Source organism: Geodermatophilus bullaregiensis (genome assembly GCF_016907675.1).
GTDB lineage: Bacteria > Actinomycetota > Actinomycetes > Mycobacteriales > Geodermatophilaceae > Geodermatophilus > Geodermatophilus bullaregiensis.
This window is the reverse complement of sequence record NZ_JAFBCJ010000001.1, coordinates 1,274,965-1,293,772: the sequence shown is the minus strand read 5'-3', so window position 1 is coordinate 1,293,772 and position 18,808 is coordinate 1,274,965. Positions and strand designations below refer to the sequence as shown.

The following is an 18,808-nucleotide window of genomic DNA, read 5'->3' as shown; positions in this document are numbered from 1 at the left end:
GGCGGAGCGGTGCCGTCACGCCCCCGTCGCGAACAGCGCGGCGATCGGCTCGACGGCCTCCGGCTGCCCGGCCGGCGCGCGCACGGTGAGGACGGCGTCGCCCCCGGCCTGCGCCACGCTCCAGTCGACGAAGGTGCAGCAGTTCTGCTCGGCGGCTGCCAGGGCGCTCAGCTCGGCGAGGACGCCCGGTGCACCGGGGTAGCGGACCTCGAGGACGCCGTGCCGGAGGGAGCTCACCGGCGCAGCGCTGCGGTGCAGCGCCTCCCAGCGCCGCAGCCGGTCGCGCCCGTCCTGCGGTCCCAGCGTGCAGGCCAGTGGCAGGGAGCTGCCCGGGTCGAGGTCGGTCACGACGGCAGTCGACGCCCGCGCCGAGCGCCGTGTCAACCGGGACCGGCAGGGCCTGACCGCGCGGCACGGTGGCCGCAACCGGCTCCCCCGGTGTCGATCCGGGAGCCCCTCCGTTCGACCTGGGGGTGAGAGGGTCCGACGGGGACCCCGAGCAGGAGGAGACCACCGTGAAGTACATGCTGATCATGCGCGCGACCGACGAGACGTGGGCCGCCTCCCAGGACGTCGACCTCACCGAGGTCCTCGACTCGATGGGCCGGTTCAACGACGAGCTGGTCCGGGCCGGCGTCCTGGTTGCGGCCGAGGGCCTCGACGAGGCGGCCGAGGGCGTCGTCGTCGACTACTCCTCGCAGCCGCCGGTCGTCACCGACGGCCCGTACGGGGAGACCAAGGAGCTGTTCGCCGGCTTCTGGATCCTCGACGTGGCGAACCAGGAGGAGGCCGTCGAGTGGGCCAAGCGCGCACCGATGGCCGGTCCCGGCTCGAAGACCGAGATCCGCCGCGTCGCCAGCATCGACGAGTTCCCGCAGGACAACGAGTGGATCCGGAAGGAGCGGGAGTGGCGGGTGGCGACCGGCCAGCTGTGAGCCGTCCGGGGGGTGGCCCCGCGGCCACCCCCCGGACCGCCGGCGGGCGGGAGGCCGTCGAGGCCGTGTGGCGGATCGAGTCCGCGCGCATCGTCGGCACGCTGGCCCGCTCGACCGGGGACCTCGCCCTGGCCGAGGACCTCGCCCAGGAGGCCCTCGCCGAGGCGCTGGTCGCCTGGCCGAGGGACGGCGTGCCGCGCGAGCCCGCCGGGTGGTTGCTGACCGTGGGGCGACGCCGCGCGATCGACGCCTACCGCCGGCGCTCGGCCCTCGACGAGAGGTACGCCGTCCTGTCCCGGGACCTCACCGAGGGCGGCGCCGTCACCGGGACGGCCAGGACCGGCCCGGGTGACCCCGAGCCCGGCCTGCTCTGGGACCCCGACCGGATCGACGACGACGTGCTGGCGCTCGCCTTCACCGCCTGCCACCCGGTGCTCGCGCGCGAGGCGCAGGTCGCGCTCACCCTGCGCGTGCTGGGCGGCCTCACCAGCGACGAGATCGCCCGCGCGTTCCTGGTGCCGACGGCCACCGTGCAGGCCCGGATCACGCGGGCCAAGAAGACGCTCGCGGCCGCGCAGGTGCCCTTCGGCGTGCCGCCGCCCGAGGAGCGCCGGGCACGGCTCGGCTCGGTGCTCAGCGTGCTGTACGTGGTCTTCACCGAGGGGTCGACGGCGAGCTCCGGCAGCGAGTGGATCCGGCCGGACCTGGCCCGCGAGGCCGTCCGGCTGACCCGCGTGCTGGCGCAGCTGGTCCCCGACGAGCCGGAGGTGCACGGCCTGCTCGCCCTCCTCGAGCTCACCGCAGCCCGGTTCCCGGCACGGGTCGGGGAGGACGGCGAGCCGGTCCTGCTGGAGGCGCAGGACCGCCGGCGGTGGGACCGGGCGGCGATCCGGCGCGGGCGGGCGGCGCTGGTCCGGGCCGGCCGGGTCGGGCGGGGCCTCGGTCCGTACGGTGTCCAGGCCGCGATCGCCGAGTGCCACGCGGTCGCGCCGTCGGTGGCGCGGACGGACTGGGACCGCGTCGTGCTGCTCTACGACGTGCTGGGGCGGCTCGCGCCGTCCCCGGTCGTCGAGCTCAACCGGGCGGTCGCCGTCTCGGTCGCCCAGGGCCCCGCCGCCGGACTCGCGATCGTCGACGACCTGGCCGCAGCCGGCCACCTCCCGGGCTCGCACCTGCTGCCGAGCGTCCGGGGTGAGCTGCTCGCGCGCCTCGACCGGTTCGACGAGGCGCGGCAGGAGATCGGGCGTGCGCTGCAGCTCTGCGGCAACGACCGCGAGCGGGAGCTGCTCCGGCGCAAGCTCGCCGCCTGGGACTGACGACGTCCGGCTGCCGACCGCGCCGGTGCCGCTCACGGCTCGCCGCCGGTCCCCACGTCCGCGAGATGGGCGAGCAGGTCGAGCGCGGTGTCCTGCACCCGGCCGGCCCGGTCGTGGGCGGGGTCGTAGGCGGCCAGGGTCGCCGACACCACCGGCAGCCGCTCGGCCGCCCGGTGCACGAGCCGCAGCACGTCCGCGGCCAGCAGCCCGTCGCCGACCGCGTAGCCGTTCGCCGGGGCCACCGCGTCGGGGTCGTGCACGTCGAGGTCGACGTGCAGGTGGAGGACGTCGACCCGGGCGGCGAGGTCGTCGAGCGCGGCCGCCACGACCCGGGCCCGCCGGGCGCCGTCCGGGGGCAGCCACCGGACGCCGGACGCGCGCAGCGCCGCCTCCTCCGCCGTGCCGAGGTCACGGGCGCCGACCAGCACCACCTGCTGCTCGGGCAGCGGCACGAACCCCTCGACGCCGGAGGTCGCCGTCCGCCAGCACCACCCGAGGACCATCGCCAGCCCCTGCCCGTCCAGGAAGCCGGTCGACGTCGTCTCCGGCGTGTTGAGGTCGCCGTGGGCGTCGAGCCACACCAGCCCGACCCGCCGGCCGGGCGGCGACAGCCCGGCCAGCACCCCGAGCGTGGTGTTGCAGTTGCCGGCCAGCAGCACGGGCAGCCGGCCGTCCCCGCGGGCCTCGCGGACGGCGCCGGCCACCACGCGGTGCAACTCGAAGGCGGTCTGTACCTCGGCGCGCCAGGCCGACGTCGGCTCGAGCACCTGCTCGTCGACGTCGGAGCCGCCGGCCCGCAGCCGGGCTGCCGCACCGGCGCGGCGCAGGGCGAGCGGGCCGGCGCCCATCCGCGCGTCGTGGACGCCGGAGTCGTACGGCACGTACAGCAGGCGCACGGGCGGGAGGGCGGCGTCCGTCACGCCGTCACCGTGCCAGAGCCGAACCGCCGAGGGCGCGGCCGAGCCGCCGCACGGCGTCGGTGAGGCGGTCGGGGGTGTGCGCGGCGTAGCCCAGGACCAGGCCGGGCGGGCCGGGTCGCTGCCGGTGCCAGGACAGCGGGTGGACCAGGACGCCGGCGTCCCGGGCCCGCGCCGCCAGGTCGACGTCGTCCCCGGCCGGCAGGGTCAGCAGCAGGTGCAGCCCGGCGGCGGCGCCCTCGACGCGCGCGGCGGGCAGGTGCTCGCGGACGGCGGCCACCACGGCGTCGCGCCGGGCGCGCTGCCGGGCACGGACCTGGCGCAGGTGCCGGTCGTAGGCCCCGCTCACGAGCAGCTCGGCCAGCACCAGCTGCGGCAGCACGGGGCTGCCCAGGTCGTTGGCGTGCTTGGCGGCGACCACTTCGGTCACCAGGGCGGCCGGCGGCACCAGCCACCCCAGCCGCATGCCCGGCGCCAGGGTCTTGGACGTGCTGCCGGTGTGCGCGACCAGGTCCGGGGCGCCGGCCTGCAGGGCGGGGACCGGTGCGCGGTCGTAGCGGTGCTCGGCGTCGTAGTCGTCCTCGACGACGAGGCCGTCCGCCGCCCGGGCCCACGCCAGGAGCTCGCGCCGCCGCCGGGGGGCCAGGACCACGCCGGTGGGGAACTGGTGTGCCGGGGTGAGCACCGCGGCGCGGGCGCCGGTCGCGGTCAGGTCGTCCACCCGGACGCCGTCGCCGTCGACCGGGACGGGCAGGACGTCCAGTCCCCAGTACCCGATCGCGTCGCGGGCGCCGCGCGACCCCGGGTCCTCCATCGCGACGGCGGTCTCGCCGCGGGCGCGGAGGACCTGCGCCAGCAGCGCCAGCGACTGGGCGACGCCGGCGACGACGACGATCCCCTCGGCGGGGACGCGCAGGCCGCGGGTGCGGGCCAGCCAGGTCGCGAGCTCGCCGCGCAGCCGGGCGCTGCCCCGCGGGTCGCCGTAGCCGAGGTCGGCCGCGGCGGCGTGGGCGAGGACGGCCCGCTCGGCCCGGAGCCACACCGCGCGCGGGAACGCCGACAGGTCCGGCACGCCGGGGGAGAGGTCGGCGTCCACCCCGGCGGGTGGCCGGGCCGGCAGGAGCGGGACGGCGACGTCGGCGGACCCGGCGGGCGGGACGGCGACCGCGGCGGGTCGTCCGGCGACGACGGTGCCCGACCCGGTCCGGCCGACGACGACGCCCTCGTCGGCCAGGCGCTGGTAGGCCTCCACGACCACTCCGCGGGAGACGCCGAGGTCGCGGGCGAGCGTCCGCGTCGGCGGGAGGGCCGAGCCGGGACCCAGGCGCCCGTCCGCGACGGCGGTCCGGACCTCGGCGACCAGCCACGCGGTCAGCCCGCGCGGGGGAGCCGCTCTCCGCTGGAGCTGGAGGAAGTCCGTCCCGCTCGGCGACCGCACCGGCGCCTCCTCCCATTGGTCCACCTGCGGGCGTCTCGATCGGCCCTGCACGCTGGACCATCGAGCGTCCAGGCTGGCCGGGTGGTCAAGCGGTGGTGGGCGGCCCTGCCCGGAGCGGTGGCGATGGGCTTCGTCGGCGGCAGCGTCGCGGTGTCCGGGTTGCTGTCGCCGGCGGACCTGTTCACCGCGCAGGCCGTGCGCTACGCCGTCGCCTGCGCGCTGCTCGTCGGGTTCGCCCGCCTCGCCGGTCAGCGGCTGGTGCGCCCGCGGGGGACCGAGTGGGCGTGGCTGCTGGGCGTGGCCGTGGCCGGTCTCGTGGTGTTCAACGTGGCCCTCGTGCACGGCGCCGGCCACGCCGAGCCCGCGGTGCTCGGCGTGGCCGTCGCCTGCGTGCCCGTGGCGCTGGCCGTGGGCGGCGCGGCGCTGGAGCGGCGGCGACCCGCCCCGTCCCTGCTGGCCGCCGGCGTCGTCGTGACCTGCGGCGCGGTGCTCGTGCAGGGCCTCGGGCGGGCCGACGCGGTGGGCACCGGCTGGGCCCTGGTCGTGCTCGCCGGCGAGGCGGGGTTCACGCTGCTCGCCGTCCCGGTGCTCGGCCGGCACGGGCCGTGGGGCGTGTCGGCGTGGAGCACCGGTGTCGCCTGCGGTGTGTTCGCCGTCCTCGGGCTCGCGGTCGAGGGGCCCGCGGCGGTCGGCGGCCTCGGCCTGCGGGACCTGCTGGCCGCCGCCTACCTGGCGGTCGCCGTCACCGCCGTCGCCTTCGTGCTCTGGTACTCCACCGTGACCCGTCTCGGTGCCGGCCGGGCCGGGCTGCTCACCGGCATCGCGCCCGTGGCGGCGGCCGGGACCGGCGTCCTCCTGGGCGGCGCGGTCCCCGCGGCGCCGGTGTGGGCCGGCGTCGCCCTCGTCGCCGCCGGCCTCGTGCTGGGCCTGACCCGCGGGGACGGCGTCCCTCCGGAGCCCCGGCGGGCCGCGGCACCGGAGGGAGGGGAGCGGCGCGGGGTCCCCGCCTCCGGCTGAGCCGGGCGCCGGGCACGGGCCCTCGTCGGCGGCGCCCGTACCGTGCGGTGGATCCGACGACGCGAGGGAGTGCCGTGCGGCCCACCGACACCACAGCCGCCGTCCGGGTGCGGCGCGCCCGGACCGCCGTGGCGGTCGCCTTCGTCGTCAACGGGTTCGCCTTCGCGTCGTGGATCTCCCGCGTCCCGGCCACCCGCGACACGCTGTCGCTGTCGGCGGCCGGGCTCGGCCTGCTGCTGCTGTGCGTGGCGGCGGGGTCGACGGTGGCGCTGCCGGCCACCGGCCCGGTCGTGCACCGCATCGGCCCGGCCCGCGGCGTGCTGGCCGGTGCCGCCGTCGCCACCACCGGCCTGGTCCTGCTCGGCGCGGCCCTCGGCTGGGCGTCGGTCCCGCTGGCCGGCGCCGGGCTGGCGCTGATCGGCGTCGGTGTCGGCGGCTGGGACGTCGCCATGAACATCGAGGGCGCCGCCGTCGAGCAGCGGCTCGGCCGGCCGCTGATGCCCCGCCTGCACGCCGGCTTCAGCCTCGGCACCGTCGCCGGTGCGCTGATCGGCGCGGCGGCCGCGGCGCTGGCCTTCCCGCTGGCGGCGCACCTGGTGCTCGTCGCGGTGCTCTCGCTCGGCACGGTGGCCCTCGCCGTCCGCTCCTTCCTGCCCGCCGACCCGGACGAGTCGGCGGTCGCCCGCCGGCAGGGCTCCGGCGTCGGCCGCGCCTGGCGCGAGCCGCGCACCCTGCTCGTCGGCGTGCTGACGCTGGCGTTCGCGTTCACCGAGGGCAGCGCCAACGACTGGCTCGCCGTCGCGCTCGTCGACGGGCAGGGCGTCTCGGAGGCCACCGCCGCCGTCGGCTTCGCCTGCTTCGTCGCCGCCATGACCGCCGTCCGACTGTTCGGCGGTGCGCTGCTGCAGCGGTGGGGGCGGGTGGCCACCCTGCGGGCGGGCGGCGTCACCGCCGTCCTCGGGCTGCTGCTCTTCGTGACCGCGCCGGCGCTGCCCCTGGCGGTCGCCGGTGCGGTCCTCTGGGGTGCCGGCGCCGCGCTCGGCTTCCCGGTCGGCATGAGCGCGGCCGCCGACGACCCGGTGCGGGCGGCGGCGCGGGTCTCGGTGGTCAGCTCGATCGCCTACACGGCGTTCCTCGCCGGGCCGCCGCTGATCGGCCTCGTCGCCGAGGTCGTCGGCGTCGTGGACGCGCTCCTCGTGGTGCTCGTCGTCCTGGCCGCGGGCCTGCTGGCCGCCGGGGCCACCCGGCCGCCGGCGACCGGTCAGTCGGTCGCGGCGCGCAGCTCCGCGACGTAGCGGGCGGTCACGGGGACGGCGATGCCGTGGCGGCCGGCGGCCCGGACGACGGCCCCGCCGATCGCGTCGAGCTCGGTCGGCCGGCCCGCGGCGGCGTCGCGCTGCATGGACGAGCGCATGCCCTCGGGGACGCTGTCGAGGAACGCCACGACCAGCTCGGCGTCGATCGGCACGCCCTCGGCGCGGGCCACCGACGCGACCTCGTGCACGAGGGCCAGCAGGTCCTCGCGCCGCTCCTGGCGCACCTGGCCGACGGGCGCCCGTGCCGACGTCGTGAGCAGCGCGAACGGCGCGAGGAAGGCGAGCTTGCCCCACAGCACGGCCGCCTCGTCACCACTGGTCCGCACCGTCACGCCGGCCCGCTCCAGGACACCGGTCAGCCGGTCCACCCGCTCCCGGAGCCCGGCGGTCGCGGCCAGGTCGACGGTGACGAACGGGCTGTCGTGGCGCACCACACCGGGCTCGATGCGGGTGCTCTCGACGCGGATCGCGGCCGGGACGACGGCGGCACGCGGACGGCGGCGCCGCAGCTCGGCGACGTGCTCGATCCCGTTGAGCAGCGGCACCACCAGCGCGTTGCCGAGCACGTCGGCCGGCACCCGCTCCAGCGCGGCGTCCAGGTGCGTGGCCTTGACGCAGACCAGGCAGACGTCGACCGGCGCGGTCAGCTGCTCGGCGGCCGCGACCCGCGTGGTGACGACCCCGAGCAGCCGGCTCTCCACCCGCAGCCCGTGGGTGCGGAGCACCTCGACGGTCCGCGCGCCGGCCAGGCAGGTCACGCTCGCCCCCGCCTGGGTCAGCAGCGCGGCCAGCAGGCCGCCGACCCCGCCCGGGCCGAGCACCGCCACGCGCAGGGCGTCGGACGGGTCCCGGGCCGGTTCACCGCTCATGGGCGGTCATGCAAGCAGAGCCGGGGGGTGGCGTCACCGGCCGTCGGCGCGCCCGTCCCGACGGGTTCGCCCGGCCAGCAGTGCTCCGGTGAGGTCGGCCAGGACGTCGGCGCCGTCCGGGGACAGCAGCGACTCGAGGTGGAACTGCACCGAGGCGAAGGCCGGCCCGCGCAGCGCCTGCACCTCGCCGGTCCGCGGCTCGAGAGCCGCTACGGGTGGGGTCGAGCAGGTGGCAGGGCGGGCGCCCAGGGGGCGCGCCACCACGACCGCGGAGCTGCCGACGCGGGCGTGGGGGTTGGCGGTCCGGGGCTGCGGACGCCTGGGGCATCTGCGCCCGGAGTGACAAGCCCTACGGCGACAGCCGCGCACGACTCGCGGCGAGGTCTCGGTCCGGTCCGGCGGGGTTGTGCACGTTGGTCCGCGGGTCCCCGTGCACGGCGACGACCGCCCCGAGGTCGCCGTCTGCCGAGCGGCGCACCGCGAGCAGGCAGCCGGGCAGCACCTGCCGGCCGTCCGCCTCGGTCACGCGGCGTCGGCTCGGGCACCGCGACGCAGCCCCGTGACGTGGAGTCCCGCGCCCGTGCCGAGCTCACCCCGGTGTCGCGGCCGACTCCCTGACCCGTGTCCACCCCCGTTCGCCCCGGGCCCGCTCCGTACCCGCCGTCGGGCGACCGGTGCGCCGCCCAGGATGGGCGGGGCCGACAGCCGCCCGGACGGTGGGGTGACTGCGCCCGGCGCCGCCTGGGCAGGACCCGGGCATGACCTACACCGCCGCCGACGACCGCTACGAGACGATGACCTACCGCCGCACCGGCCGCAGTGGCCTGGACCTGCCGGCGATCAGCCTCGGGCTCTGGCACAACTTCGGCGACGACGTCCCGTTCGAGCGGCAGCGCGCCGTCCTGCGCCGCGCCTTCGACCTGGGCATCACGCACTTCGACCTCGCCAACAACTACGGCCCGCCCTACGGCTCGGCGGAGACCAACTTCGGCCGGCACCTGCGCGACGACTTCGCGCCCTACCGCGACGAGCTCGTCCTCTCGACCAAGGCCGGCTGGGACATGTGGCCCGGCCCGTACGGGCAGGGCGGCGGGTCGCGGAAGTACGTGCTGGCCAGCCTCGACCAGTCGCTGCGCCGCATGGGCCTGGACCACGTCGACGTCTTCTACTCCCACCGGCCCGACCCGACGACGCCGCTCGAGGAGACGATGGGCGCCCTCGACACCGCCGTCCGCTCGGGCCGCGCGCTCTACGCCGGCATCTCCTCGTACTCGCCGGAGGACACCGCCCGGGCGGCGGCGATCCTGGCCGACCTGGGCACGCCGCTGCTCATCCACCAGCCGAGCTACTCGATGCTCAACCGCTGGGTGGAGACCGAGGGGCTGCTCGACACGCTGCAGGAGGTGGGCGCGGGCTGCATCGCCTTCTCCCCACTGGCGCAGGGGATGCTCACCAACAAGTACCTCGACGGGATCCCCGAGGGCTCGCGGGCCAGCCAGGGCAAGTCGCTCTCGCCCGACCTGCTCAGCGAGGAGTCGCTGGCGCACGTCCGCGCGCTGGGGGAGCTCGCGCGCGAGCGGGGGCAGGAGCTCGCGCAGATGGCGCTGGCCTGGGCGCTGCGCGACCCGCGGGTGACCAGCGTGCTCATCGGGGCGAGCAGCGTCGCCCAGCTCGAGCAGAACGTCGCGGCGCTGGACCGGCTCGACTTCTCCGACGAGGAGCTCGCCCGCATCGACCGGCACGCCGTCGACGCCGGCATCGACCTCTGGGCGGGGGCCCGCACGGGCTCCTGACGGCGCACCGGGCCGGCCCACGGATGCGGGCCGGCCCGGGTCTCAGCGGCGCCGGCGCGCCAGGACGGCCAGGAGCAGCAGCAGGGACGCCGCGGCGGCCAGACCGGCCGGCCCACTGCTGCGCAGCGCGCCGGCCGGGTGCACGCGTGCGTGCCGCGTCCCGAGCAGGCCGGCCCCGGCCGCCGAGTCGACCGCCGCACCCAGGGTCAGCACCCGGCCGGCCGGCCCGTCGAGCCGGGCGGTGAGGCCGTGGCCGGCGAGCGTGTCGGCCACCCGGGCCAGCTGCGCCCGCCCCGGCGTCCCCTGGGTCGTCGCGCCCCCGGCCGACCGGACCGCGGACACGAGCCGGCGGACGTCCCCGGAGGTCACCGACACGTCGGACCCCGACGCCCGGATCTGCACCGGCACGCCATCGACCTCGAGCGAGAGGTCGGCGGTCACGTCGAGGGCGCGCTCGCCCCCCGGCGTCATCCGCGGCTGGCGTTCTCGGCGGTGGTGATGCGCAGCGTCCCGTTCAGCTTCCACGTCGCCCGCGGCGCCTGGGGGCCGGTCTCGCGCGGCACCTCGACGGTCATGTCGACGAACTCGTAGTTGATCGCGGCGCCCTTCCCGGTGAGGTAGGACCACATCTCCTTGCCGAGGTCGGCGAAGCTGGTGGTCTCGTGCGACTTGATGTCGCGCGGGCCGGTGGCGGCGTCGCGGGTGGTGGTCTCGGGCGTGGTCATGGAGGCTCCCCGGGCTGGAAGGTGCAGGTCAGCGGGCCCCTACCCGTGCCCCCGCGGCCGCACACGACGCGCCGCGGACGGCTCGGTTCCCCCGGGACGCCGGTCCCGGCGATCGGCCCCAGGCGTGAGGGCGCGGTCCTGCGCGGTCGACGGCGGTTCGGGGTAGGACGCGGGCATGGATCTCCAGGACGCCGTCGCCGTCGTCACCGGGGCGGGCAGCGGCATCGGTGCCGCGCTGGCCCGCCGGTTCGCCGCGGAGGGCGCGGCCGCCGTCGTGGTCAGCGACCGCGACGGCGCGGCCGCCCAGCGGGTGGCCGAGGAGGTCGGCGGGACGGCGGACACCACCGACGTCACCGACGAGGCCGCCGTCGCCGCGCTGGTCGAGGCGACGCTGGCCGCGCACGGGCGGATCGACCTCCTCTGCTCCAACGCCGGGGTGTTCACCGGCGGGGGACTGGAGGTCGAGACGTCGGAGTGGCAGCGGGTCTTCGCCGTCAACGTGCTCTCCCACGTCTACGCCGCGCGGGCGGTGCTGCCGTCGATGCTCGAGCGCGGCCGCGGGCACCTGCTCAACGTCGCCTCGGCGGCCGGCCTGCTCACCACCCCCGGCGACGCCCCGTACTCCGTGACCAAGCACGGCGCGGTCGCGCTGGCCGAGTGGCTGGCGGTGACCTACGGCGACCGCGGCATCGGCGTCAGCGTCGTCTGCCCGCTCGGCGTCGCCACCCCGCTGCTGCTCGACCCGCTGGAGCAGGGCCGGTCCGCGGCCTCGGTGGTCGCGGCGTCGGGCGCGGTCATCACGCCGGAGGACGTGGCGCAGGCGGTGGTCGAGGGCCTGGCCGAGGACCGCTTCCTCGTCCTGCCGCACCCCGAGGTCGGCACCTACTGGGCGCAGAAGGCCGCCGCCCCGGAGAAGTGGCTGGCCGGCGTCCGCAAGCTCGTGCGGAGGACCGCCGGGGAGCGCTAGCGGCCGGCGGCCGGGAGCCCCGTCGCGGCGGCCATCCGCCCGTCGGGGTCCAGCCGGGAGAGCACCGCGCCCGCGACGTCCGCGAGCTGGGTGACCTGCTCGGGGGTCAGCGCGTCGAGCACGTGCTCCCGGACCGTGGCCACGTGCCCGGGTGCCGTCGCCCGCACCTTCTCCCAGCCGGCCGGCGTCAGGCGCGCGTTGGTGGCCCGGCCGTCGTACGGGCACGGTGCCCGCTCGACCAGCCCGCGCTCCTCGAGCCGGCGCACGACGTGGGACAGGCGGGGGAGCGTGGCGTTGGTCCGCGTCGCCAGCTCGGTCATGCGCAGGGTCTGCTCCGGCGCCTCGGAGAGCATCGCGAGCACGTGGTAGTCGAAGTGCGTCAGGCCGGCGTCGCGGCGCAGCTGGCCGTCGAGGACGCCGGGCAGCAGCTCCACGACGGCGACCAGCCGCACCCACGCCGCCATCTCGGTCTCGTCCAGCCACCGCGGTTCCACGACGACATCGTCCCACCGAGGTACTTGTAGCTTCAACCTCTGCGCGCTAACGTCTCAGTTGTAGGTACAACGAATCCGGAGGTCGCGATGACCCTCACCCTCGGCGCCGACGTGGTGTCCCCGGTCCCGTCGGCGGCGGTGCGCACCCGGGTGACGGTCCCGCTGCACTTCGCCGACGGCTACGCCACGACCGCGGAGGTGTTCACCTTCACCGGCCTGTCCGACGGCAGGGAGCACCTGGCGCTGGGTCTGGGGGACTGGCGCGGCGCCGTGGACCGGGCCGCCGCTGGCGGGCCGGCGCCGCTGGTGCGCCCGCACAGCGAGTGCCTCACCGGCGACGTCTTCGGCTCGCAGCGCTGCGACTGCGGCCCGCAGCTGCGCGAGGCGGCCGAGCGGATCACCGAGGCCGGCGGCGTCCTGCTCTACCTGCGCCAGGAGGGCCGCGGCATCGGCCTGTACGCCAAGCTCGACGCCTACGCCCTGCAGGAGGCGGGCCTGGACACCTACGAGGCGAACCTGGCCCTGGGCCGCGGCGAGGACGAGCGCGACTACACCGTCGCCGCCCAGATGCTGCAGGCCCTGGGCGCCGGGCGGGTCCGGTTGCTGTCGAACAACCCCGACAAGGCGCTGCAGCTGGAGCTGCTCGGCGTCGCCGTCACCGAGCGCGTGGCCACCGGCGTGCACCTGTCCGCGGCCAACGCGCGGTACCTGACCGTCAAGCGCGACCACACCGCGCACACCCTCGACCTCTCGCTGGCCGGCTGACCCGTGGACACCACCGCCGCCGCCGACGCGCGCACTGACCCGCGGCACCCGTTCGCCGCGCACCTGCGGCACGTCGCCGGGCTCGGGGAGCACCGCCCCTGGACGCCGGACGACGGCCCGCTGCCGGCGCTCTACCTGAGCCACGGCGCCCCGCCGCTGTTCGAGGACGCGCCGTGGATGCGCGAGCTGGCCGCCTGGGCCCGCGCCCTGCCCCGGCCGCGCGCGGTCCTCATCGTGAGCGCGCACTGGGAGTCGGACTCCCTCGGCATCACCAGCACCGTGCCGACCGAGCTGGTCTACGACTTCGGCGGCTTCGACCCGATGTACTCCCGGATGCGCTACGACACCCCCGAGGCGGGTGCGCTGGCCCGGCAGCTGCGGGCGGTCCTGCCGGGGACGGCGCACGTGTTCGAGCACCGCGGCCGCGGCCTGGACCACGGCGCGTGGGTGCCGCTGAAGGTCATGTACCCGGAGGCCGACGTCCCGGTGCTGCAGCTGAGCCTGCCCACGCACGACACCGCCACGCTGCTGGCCCTGGGCGAGCGGCTGCGGCCGCTGCGCGAGCAGGGCGTGCTGGTGGTCGGCTCGGGGTTCATGACCCACGGCCTGCCGTACCTCACCCGGGAGATGCTCGGCGGCGCCGTCCCGGAGTGGTCGGCGGACTTCGACGCCTGGGCCGCCGACGCGCTCGACCGCGGCGACGTCGAGGAGCTCGCGCGGTTCCGGCTGCGGGCGCCGGGGCTTCGCTACGCCCACCCGACCGTGGAGCACTTCACGCCGCTGTTCGTCACCCTCGGTGCCGCCACCGACCCGGCGGCCGGCGTCACCACGACGATCGACGGCTTCTTCATCGGCCTGGCCAGGCGCTCGTTCCAGGTCGCCTGAGGCGGTCGCTCCCGGCGTCAGAGGTCGAGGGGCGTCAGAGGTCGAGGGTCTCCGAGAACAGCCGCTTCCGGCTCGCCAGCAGCGGGATGGTGGGGACGGCGTGCCGCTGGAAGTGCGCCGACTCCTGGTGCGCCCGGTAGGCGTCGGCGTCGTCGTAGACCTCGAACAGCTCGAACACCAGCGGGGTGGCCGGGTCCTGGTGGGCGATCCAGTGCCGGCAGCCCGGCTCCTCCCGCGACAGCGGCCCCAGCTCGGCCAGCGCCGACCGGACGGCGTCCACCGACTCCCCGGTCGCCGTCCACGTGGCCCGCACGACGTGGCCCACCGGTCCTCCTCGCCTCGTCCGCCGTCAGCCGGAGCCCCGCCGCGCGGGCCGACCACGGCGTGAGTGTGACAGCCGGGGACACCCGACCCCGCCCGTCCGCCGCCATCCCGCCTGGGGCAGGCTCGCCCCCCGACGAGCAGAGGGGGACGCCAGGCGTGCGGGGAGGCGGGAGCGGTGCCGGGGCGGGGACGCGGACCCGGTGAGCGAGTTCTTCCTCCCCGACGGGCTGACGCCGTCGGTCCTCGCGTTCGTGCTCGTGGCGGCGCTGGCGGCCGGCTGGGTCGACGCCGTCGTCGGCGGTGGCGGGCTGGTGCAGCTGCCCGCGCTGCTGCTCGTGCCCGGGCTCTCCCCGGTGCAGGCGCTGGCCACCAACAAGCTGGGGTCGGTCTTCGGCACCACCACCAGCGCGGTCACCTACCAGCGGCGGGTGCACCCCGACCTGCGGACGGCGCTGCCCATGGCCGCGGTCGCGCTGGCCGCCAGCGCCGGCGGGGCGTCGGTGGCCGCGCTGCTGCCGGCGCCGGTGTTCAAACCGGTCATCGTCCTCGCGCTGGTGGGCATCGCGCTGTTCACCGCGTTCCGCCCGGCGCTGGGGGAGGTGACCGCGCTCCGGCACGCCGGTCGCCGGCACCACGGCACCGCGCTCGCCGTCGGCGCGGGGATCGGCTTCTACGACGGCGTCCTCGGGCCGGGCACGGGCTCGTTCCTCGTCTTCGCGCTGGTGTCGCTGCTGGGCTACGACTTCCTCAACGCCAGCGCCAAGGCCAAGATCGTCAACGTCGCCACCAACCTCGGGGCGCTGGCGTTCTTCGTGCCGCACGGGTCCGTCGTCTGGGGCCTGGGCCTGCTCCTCGGCGCGGCGAACACCCTCGGCGGCTACCTCGGCTCCCGGACGGCGACCAGCCGCGGCACCGGCTTCATCCGCGCGGTGTTCCTCGTGGTGGTCACGGCGCTGATCGTCCGGCTCGGCTGGGACGTGTGGACGGAGAACCTGCGCCCGCTGCTCGGCTGACCGGCCCCCGCCCCTCAGCCCGCGGGGACGACGCTCTTGGTGACCTGGCCGGAGGCGACGACCACGCCGTCCACCGTGGCCTCGGACCGCAGGAAGGCCACTGCCCGGCCGCGGCGCAGGACCGAGCCGGTGACGTCGACCCGCGCGCCGGCGCGCACCGGCCGCAGCAGCGACACCGACAGGTCGTGGGTGACGGCGTGCTCGGCGTCCCCGAGGGAGGGCAGCAGCGCCAGGAAGCCCGCGACGTCGAGCAGCGTGTAGACGACGCCGCCGTGCAGCAGCGCGGCCTGGTTCTGCGCCGCGTCGTCGACCGGGAACCAGATGCCCGCGGACGGCTCGGCCGGGTCGCGCAGCCGGACGCCGAGGAAGCGGTGCAGGGGGATGTCGAGCACGCCCTGCACGCGGGCGGCGACGACGTCGGGGGACGGCACGGGCGGGGACCTCTCGTCGGGGGCGACGGGCAGCCTCGCACGGCCGGTCCGCCCGGGGCCCGGCCGTCCCCGGGGCGGCGGGGCGACCGGGTCAGTTGACGACGTGCAGCTGACCGATCCAGGCGATCTCCCAGGCGTTGCCGTCCGGGTCGGTGAAGGTCCGGCTGTACCGGACGTCCTCCTCCTGCGCGGACGGCCCGGGCCGGGCGCCGGCGTCCACGGCCCTGCCGACGAGCTCGTCGACCGCCGCGGGGCTGTCCGCGGTCAGGCAGTGCACCGCCGTCGGTCCCTGCACCGGGTCGCCCACCGCCCCGGAGACGAGGTCGGCGAACCGCTCGCGGGTGTGCAGCGCGACGACGATCTCCTCGCCCAGCACCACCGCGGCCTCGCCCTCGTCCGAGGAGGTCTCCTCGATCCGGAAACCGAGGGCCTCGTAGAACGCCCGGGCCGCCGCCAGGTCGCGCACCGGGAGCTTGACGAACAGCATGCTCACGACGCCGCCCCGGCCTTCCGGTGCGCCAGCTCGGCGAAGGTGTCGGCCACCCAGTCGGCGATGAAGGTGCTCACGTGGGGCAGGTGGTCCAGGCCGATGTGCTCGGTCGCGCCCTCGTCGGGTGTGAACACGCGCAGCTCCCGCTTGGGGGAGTTGACCGCCTGGTCGTAGGACCGGTGGGCCATCTCCAGCGGGATCTGCCGGTCGTTCGCGCCGTGCGCGACGAGGAACGGCACGCGGATCCGCTCCACGGTGCCCTCCAGGTTCACCTGGTCGGCGAACTCGATGAACTCGTCGAGGTCGGTGTGACCCCACACCCAGAGCACGTGCTCCCAGTAGTGCGGCACGGGACGCTCACCCTCGCGCTCGCGCCGGCGGCGCTGCACCGCGCCCCAGTCGTGGTTGGCGCCCCAGGCCACGCACAGCGCGAACCGCGGCTCGAAGGCCGCCGCGCGGGGCGCGTAGTAGCCGCCCAGCGACCAGCCGACGACGCCGATCCGGTCGCCGTCGACGTCGTCGCGGGCCTGCAGGAAGTCGACCGCCGCCGCGCCCCACGCCTCGGCGTCCACGCGCCCGGTGAGCCCCTGCAGGCGCAGTGCCTCGCCGGTGCCGGGCTGGTCGAGCATCAGGCAGGAGATCCCGCGCGCGGCCAGCTCCTCCCAGTGCCTGGAGGCGTACATGTGCTCCTTGGTCGAGTCCAGCCCGTTGACCAGCACCACCACCGGCACGGGACCGTCGTCGGCGGCCGGCGCCCGGCTGAGGTAGGCCGGCAGCGTGGTGCCCTCGTAGGGGACCTCCACCCGGCTGACCCGCGGGCTGTGCGTCTCGAACGCCTTCTGCGCGAGCTCGAGCATCCGCCGGTACGTCGGCACCCGGTTCGGGTCGGAGTGGGCCAGCATCCGCTCGGCCTGGGCCAGGTAGTTGCTGGCGCGGAACCACAGCTGCCCGGCGGTGCGGGTGTGCCCGGCCTTCTCCGCCTCCTCGGCCTGGCCGACGAGCTGGTCGGTCAGGGTGGTCCAGGCGCGCAGGAAGTTCGGCGTCCCGGCGTCCTCGCCGTTGTTCGCGGCGTCCTTGATCGGCCGGCACGCGCGGTCGACCTCGTCGATGAGCCCGCCGGAGTTCAGCGTGGCGACCACGCTGAGGTTCCAGGTGTAGGGGCCGGTGGGGAAGTACTCGAACACGGGTGGTTCCTCTCAGGCGGTGCGCGTGCGGGTACGGGGCCGCGGGCGGGCGGCCCGGACCGGTGGCAGGTCGGCGCCCTCGACGACGCGGTTGCGGATGGTGCCGATGCCCTCGACGGTCATCTCCACGACGTCGCCGGGCCGCAGCGGGGGAGGGGCGGACTCCCCGCGCCGTCCCCACAGCTCGGCCAGGCAGCCGCCGTTGCCGCAGGTGCCCGAGCCGAGCACGTCACCGGCGCGGACCCGGGTGCCGCGCGAGGCGTAGCTGATCAGCTCCTCGAACGGCCAGCCCATGTTCGAGAGCAGGTCCTGGCCGACCCCGGTGCCGTTGACCGAGACCCGCATGTCGAGGGCCAGGAAGCCCTCCTCGTCGCGGTAGGGCTCGAGCTCGTCGGCGGTCACCAGCCACGGTCCGAGCGTGGTCGCGGAGTCCTTGCCCTTGGCCGGGCCGAGGTTGACCCGCATCTCCCGCGCCTGCAGGTCGCGGGCGGACCAGTCGTTGAGCACCGTGTAGCCGAAGACGTGCTCTCGGGCGGCCTCCGGCGACAGCGAGGCGCCGTCGCGGCCGACCACGACGGCGACCTCGAGCTCGAAGTCGAACCGCTGCGAGCCCGGGGGCACCGCGACGTCGTCGTGCGCGCCGACGAGCGCGTACGGGTTGGTGAAGTAGAACGTCGGCGCCTGGTACCACTCCTCGACCACGCCGGCGACGCCGTCGATGGCCTTGCGCACGCCCTCGACGTGCTCCTCGAACGCGACGAAGTCGCGCACGGTCGGCGCCTCCAGCGGCGGCAGCAGCCGCACCTCGGACACCGGCACCGCCGGTCCGCGCAGTGCCTCGGCACCGGCCTCCAGCGCGGCGGGCAGCCCCGCCCGGACGAGGTCGAGCACCGTCGTCCGGGCGGGGAGCTCGTGCAGCCCGGCGTCGCTGACGACGCCGGCGCGGACCCGGCCGTCCGCCTCCCAGGTGGCGAACCGCATCAGACCGGCGGGGCGACGAACAGACCCTCGTCGGGGTCGTTGAACGACTTCTTCGCCACGAACTCGTTCATCGCGTTCGCGGTGCCCCACTGGTCGGAGACCTCGGGGTCGCTGAAGTCGTAGACGTGCGGGTGCCAGGTGTCCTCGTCGAGGACCTCGAGCTCGGTCGTGTACTCGACGGTGTTGCCGTGCGGGTCGAGGAAGTAGCTGAAGGTGTTGTTGCCGGCCATGTGCCGGCCCGGGCCCCAGATCTTCTCGACGCCGGCGCGCAGCAGGCGACCCGTGCCCCGCATGTACTCGTCGATGCCGCGCATCTCGAAGCTGGCGTGGTGCAGCGAGGGGTGCGGGCCCCGGGCGATCGCCATGGAGTGGTGCCAGGCGTTGACCCGCATGAACCACATCATCTCGCCCATCCGCGGGTGCATGAGCGTGTCCGACAGGGCGAAGGCCAGGTGCTTCTCGTAGAAGGCGCGGGTGCCCTCGGGGTCGGCGGAGTTGACGACCACGTGGGAGAGGCGGACCGGGATCGACTCGCCCTCCTCGATCGCCCGGTGCTGCCGGACGGCGACGTCGGAGCTGATCTCGACGGTGCGGCCCTCGTTGTCGAAGAACCGGAAGCCGTAGCCGCCGCCGGGGGTCTGCAGGTCACGCGGCTCGTGCACCAGCTGGACGCCGTCGCGGGCCAGGCCGCCGGCCAGCGTGTCGACGTCGGCCCGGTTCGCGGCGCCGAAGGAGATCAGGTCGATCCGCTTGTCGCTGGACTCGCGCAGCCGGACGACGTACTGCTCCGGGCTGCCCTCGGCGGCGAGGAAGGCCAGGCCCGCGTCGCTGTGCTCGGCCGTCAGGCCCCAGGTGCCGGTGTAGAAGTCGAGCTGCTTGCCGAAGTCGGGCACGGCGAGGTCGACGTGCCGCAGGTGGGTGATCAGTCGCTGGGTCACGGGGTTCCTC

At 76.3% G+C, this 18,808-nt stretch carries 24 protein-coding genes; 9 read left to right on the top strand and 15 right to left on the bottom strand.

Annotated features, from left to right (window positions below):
- Nucleotides 1–15: 15 nt before the first annotated feature.
- On the bottom strand, nucleotides 16–348 hold the full coding sequence (locus JOD57_RS05980; protein ID WP_204691052.1) for a hypothetical protein: 333 nt from the start codon (nucleotides 346–348) through the stop codon (nucleotides 16–18).
- Between the two features lie 176 nt (nucleotides 349–524).
- Between JOD57_RS05980 and JOD57_RS05975 the strand changes: the two genes are divergently transcribed.
- Together JOD57_RS05975 and JOD57_RS05970 are read left to right on the top strand one after the other, a co-directional pair.
- Nucleotides 525–935: a YciI family protein gene (locus JOD57_RS05975; RefSeq protein WP_239570050.1), complete on the top strand. Its 411-nt coding sequence runs from the start codon at nucleotides 525–527 to the stop codon at nucleotides 933–935.
- Nucleotides 932–2,251, top strand: coding sequence for an RNA polymerase sigma factor (locus JOD57_RS05970; protein WP_204691050.1), 1,320 nt, complete (start codon nucleotides 932–934; stop codon nucleotides 2,249–2,251). The genes JOD57_RS05975 and JOD57_RS05970 overlap by 4 nt, the downstream gene beginning before the upstream one ends.
- 32 nt (nucleotides 2,252–2,283) lie before the next feature.
- Here the strand turns inward: JOD57_RS05970 and JOD57_RS05965 are convergent, their stop codons facing one another.
- Both JOD57_RS05965 and pdxR read right to left on the bottom strand, forming a co-directional pair.
- The gene (locus JOD57_RS05965; RefSeq protein WP_204691049.1) at nucleotides 2,284–3,171 is read right to left on the bottom strand and encodes an arginase family protein; all 888 of its coding nucleotides are present in this window, start codon (nucleotides 3,169–3,171) and stop codon (nucleotides 2,284–2,286) included.
- A gap of 4 nt (nucleotides 3,172–3,175) precedes the next feature.
- The gene (gene pdxR / locus JOD57_RS05960; protein ID WP_204691048.1) at nucleotides 3,176–4,606 is read right to left on the bottom strand and encodes a MocR-like pyridoxine biosynthesis transcription factor PdxR; all 1,431 of its coding nucleotides are present in this window, start codon (nucleotides 4,604–4,606) and stop codon (nucleotides 3,176–3,178) included.
- 81 nt (nucleotides 4,607–4,687) lie between these two features.
- Here pdxR and JOD57_RS05955 point away from each other — a divergent pair, with 81 nt between their 5' ends.
- Nucleotides 4,688–5,623 (top strand): DMT family transporter, encoded by a 936-nt coding sequence (locus JOD57_RS05955; protein ID WP_307824502.1) that lies wholly within the window; start codon nucleotides 4,688–4,690, stop codon nucleotides 5,621–5,623.
- Between the two features lie 74 nt (nucleotides 5,624–5,697).
- Complete coding sequence (locus tag JOD57_RS05950; protein WP_204691047.1) at nucleotides 5,698–6,918, top strand: MFS transporter; 1,221 nt, start codon at nucleotides 5,698–5,700, stop codon at nucleotides 6,916–6,918.
- On the opposite strand, the gene JOD57_RS05945 is transcribed toward JOD57_RS05950, so the two are convergent.
- The 3 genes from JOD57_RS05945 to JOD57_RS05935 all read right to left on the bottom strand — a co-directional run bounded on the left by JOD57_RS05945 (nucleotide 6,885) and on the right by JOD57_RS05935 (nucleotide 8,334).
- The gene (locus JOD57_RS05945) at nucleotides 6,885–7,808 is read right to left on the bottom strand and encodes a ketopantoate reductase family protein (protein ID WP_204691046.1); all 924 of its coding nucleotides are present in this window, start codon (nucleotides 7,806–7,808) and stop codon (nucleotides 6,885–6,887) included. The two genes, JOD57_RS05950 and JOD57_RS05945, sit on opposite strands and share 34 nt — an antisense overlap.
- 33 nt (nucleotides 7,809–7,841) lie before the next feature.
- Nucleotides 7,842–7,991, bottom strand: a complete 150-nt coding sequence (locus tag JOD57_RS05940) for a hypothetical protein (protein ID WP_204691045.1) — start codon at nucleotides 7,989–7,991, stop codon at nucleotides 7,842–7,844.
- A gap of 166 nt (nucleotides 7,992–8,157) precedes the next feature.
- Entirely contained in the window at nucleotides 8,158–8,334 is a 177-nt protein-coding gene (locus JOD57_RS05935) for a hypothetical protein (protein WP_204691044.1), read from the bottom strand.
- Between the two features lie 232 nt (nucleotides 8,335–8,566).
- Between JOD57_RS05935 and mgrA the strand changes: the two genes are divergently transcribed.
- Nucleotides 8,567–9,601, top strand: a complete 1,035-nt coding sequence (gene mgrA / locus JOD57_RS05930; RefSeq protein WP_204691043.1) for an L-glyceraldehyde 3-phosphate reductase — start codon at nucleotides 8,567–8,569, stop codon at nucleotides 9,599–9,601.
- 42 nt (nucleotides 9,602–9,643) lie between these two features.
- Here the strand turns inward: mgrA and JOD57_RS05925 are convergent, their stop codons facing one another.
- Complete coding sequence (locus JOD57_RS05925) at nucleotides 9,644–10,072, bottom strand: hypothetical protein (protein WP_204691042.1); 429 nt, start codon at nucleotides 10,070–10,072, stop codon at nucleotides 9,644–9,646.
- Nucleotides 10,069–10,326: a hypothetical protein gene (locus JOD57_RS05920; protein WP_204691041.1), complete on the bottom strand. Its 258-nt coding sequence runs from the start codon at nucleotides 10,324–10,326 to the stop codon at nucleotides 10,069–10,071. The genes JOD57_RS05925 and JOD57_RS05920 overlap by 4 nt, the downstream gene beginning before the upstream one ends.
- Before the next feature lie 175 nt (nucleotides 10,327–10,501).
- Here JOD57_RS05920 and JOD57_RS05915 point away from each other — a divergent pair, with 175 nt between their 5' ends.
- Nucleotides 10,502–11,293 carry an SDR family oxidoreductase gene (locus JOD57_RS05915; RefSeq protein WP_204691040.1) on the top strand — a complete coding sequence of 264 codons (792 nt, stop codon included), beginning with the start codon at nucleotides 10,502–10,504 and terminating at the stop codon, nucleotides 11,291–11,293.
- Here the strand turns inward: JOD57_RS05915 and JOD57_RS05910 are convergent.
- Nucleotides 11,290–11,787 carry a MarR family winged helix-turn-helix transcriptional regulator gene (locus tag JOD57_RS05910; RefSeq protein ID WP_204691039.1) on the bottom strand — a complete coding sequence of 166 codons (498 nt, stop codon included), beginning with the start codon at nucleotides 11,785–11,787 and terminating at the stop codon, nucleotides 11,290–11,292. The two genes, JOD57_RS05915 and JOD57_RS05910, sit on opposite strands and share 4 nt — an antisense overlap.
- Before the next feature lie 87 nt (nucleotides 11,788–11,874).
- On the opposite strand from JOD57_RS05910, the gene JOD57_RS05905 reads away from it, so the two are divergent.
- Together JOD57_RS05905 and JOD57_RS05900 are read left to right on the top strand one after the other, a co-directional pair.
- The gene (locus tag JOD57_RS05905) at nucleotides 11,875–12,552 is read left to right on the top strand and encodes a GTP cyclohydrolase II (RefSeq protein WP_204691038.1); all 678 of its coding nucleotides are present in this window, start codon (nucleotides 11,875–11,877) and stop codon (nucleotides 12,550–12,552) included.
- 3 nt (nucleotides 12,553–12,555) lie between these two features.
- Entirely contained in the window at nucleotides 12,556–13,437 is an 882-nt protein-coding gene (locus tag JOD57_RS05900) for a dioxygenase family protein (protein ID WP_307824501.1), read from the top strand.
- 34 nt (nucleotides 13,438–13,471) lie between these two features.
- On the opposite strand, the gene JOD57_RS05895 is transcribed toward JOD57_RS05900, so the two are convergent.
- The gene (locus JOD57_RS05895; protein WP_204691037.1) at nucleotides 13,472–13,762 is read right to left on the bottom strand and encodes a putative quinol monooxygenase; all 291 of its coding nucleotides are present in this window, start codon (nucleotides 13,760–13,762) and stop codon (nucleotides 13,472–13,474) included.
- Between the two features lie 199 nt (nucleotides 13,763–13,961).
- On the opposite strand from JOD57_RS05895, the gene JOD57_RS05890 reads away from it, so the two are divergent.
- Nucleotides 13,962–14,774 (top strand): sulfite exporter TauE/SafE family protein, encoded by an 813-nt coding sequence (locus tag JOD57_RS05890; protein WP_204691036.1) that lies wholly within the window; start codon nucleotides 13,962–13,964, stop codon nucleotides 14,772–14,774.
- Between the two features lie 14 nt (nucleotides 14,775–14,788).
- On the opposite strand, the gene JOD57_RS05885 is transcribed toward JOD57_RS05890, so the two are convergent.
- The 5 genes from JOD57_RS05885 to JOD57_RS05865 form a co-directional block, all read right to left on the bottom strand.
- Nucleotides 14,789–15,205: a PaaI family thioesterase gene (locus JOD57_RS05885; RefSeq protein WP_204691035.1), complete on the bottom strand. Its 417-nt coding sequence runs from the start codon at nucleotides 15,203–15,205 to the stop codon at nucleotides 14,789–14,791.
- Nucleotides 15,206–15,296: 91 nt separating this feature from the next.
- Entirely contained in the window at nucleotides 15,297–15,692 is a 396-nt protein-coding gene (locus JOD57_RS05880; protein ID WP_239570026.1) for a VOC family protein, read from the bottom strand.
- A gap of 2 nt (nucleotides 15,693–15,694) precedes the next feature.
- Nucleotides 15,695–16,879 (bottom strand): alpha/beta hydrolase family protein, encoded by a 1,185-nt coding sequence (locus JOD57_RS05875; RefSeq protein WP_204691033.1) that lies wholly within the window; start codon nucleotides 16,877–16,879, stop codon nucleotides 15,695–15,697.
- Nucleotides 16,880–16,891: 12 nt separating this feature from the next.
- Nucleotides 16,892–17,860, bottom strand: a complete 969-nt coding sequence (locus JOD57_RS05870; protein ID WP_204691032.1) for a fumarylacetoacetate hydrolase family protein — start codon at nucleotides 17,858–17,860, stop codon at nucleotides 16,892–16,894.
- A complete protein-coding gene (locus tag JOD57_RS05865; RefSeq protein ID WP_204691031.1) occupies nucleotides 17,860–18,798 on the bottom strand; it encodes a VOC family protein in 939 nt (312 codons plus the stop codon). Before JOD57_RS05865 ends, JOD57_RS05870 begins: the two co-directional genes overlap by 1 nt.
- Nucleotides 18,799–18,808 lie beyond the last annotated feature (10 nt).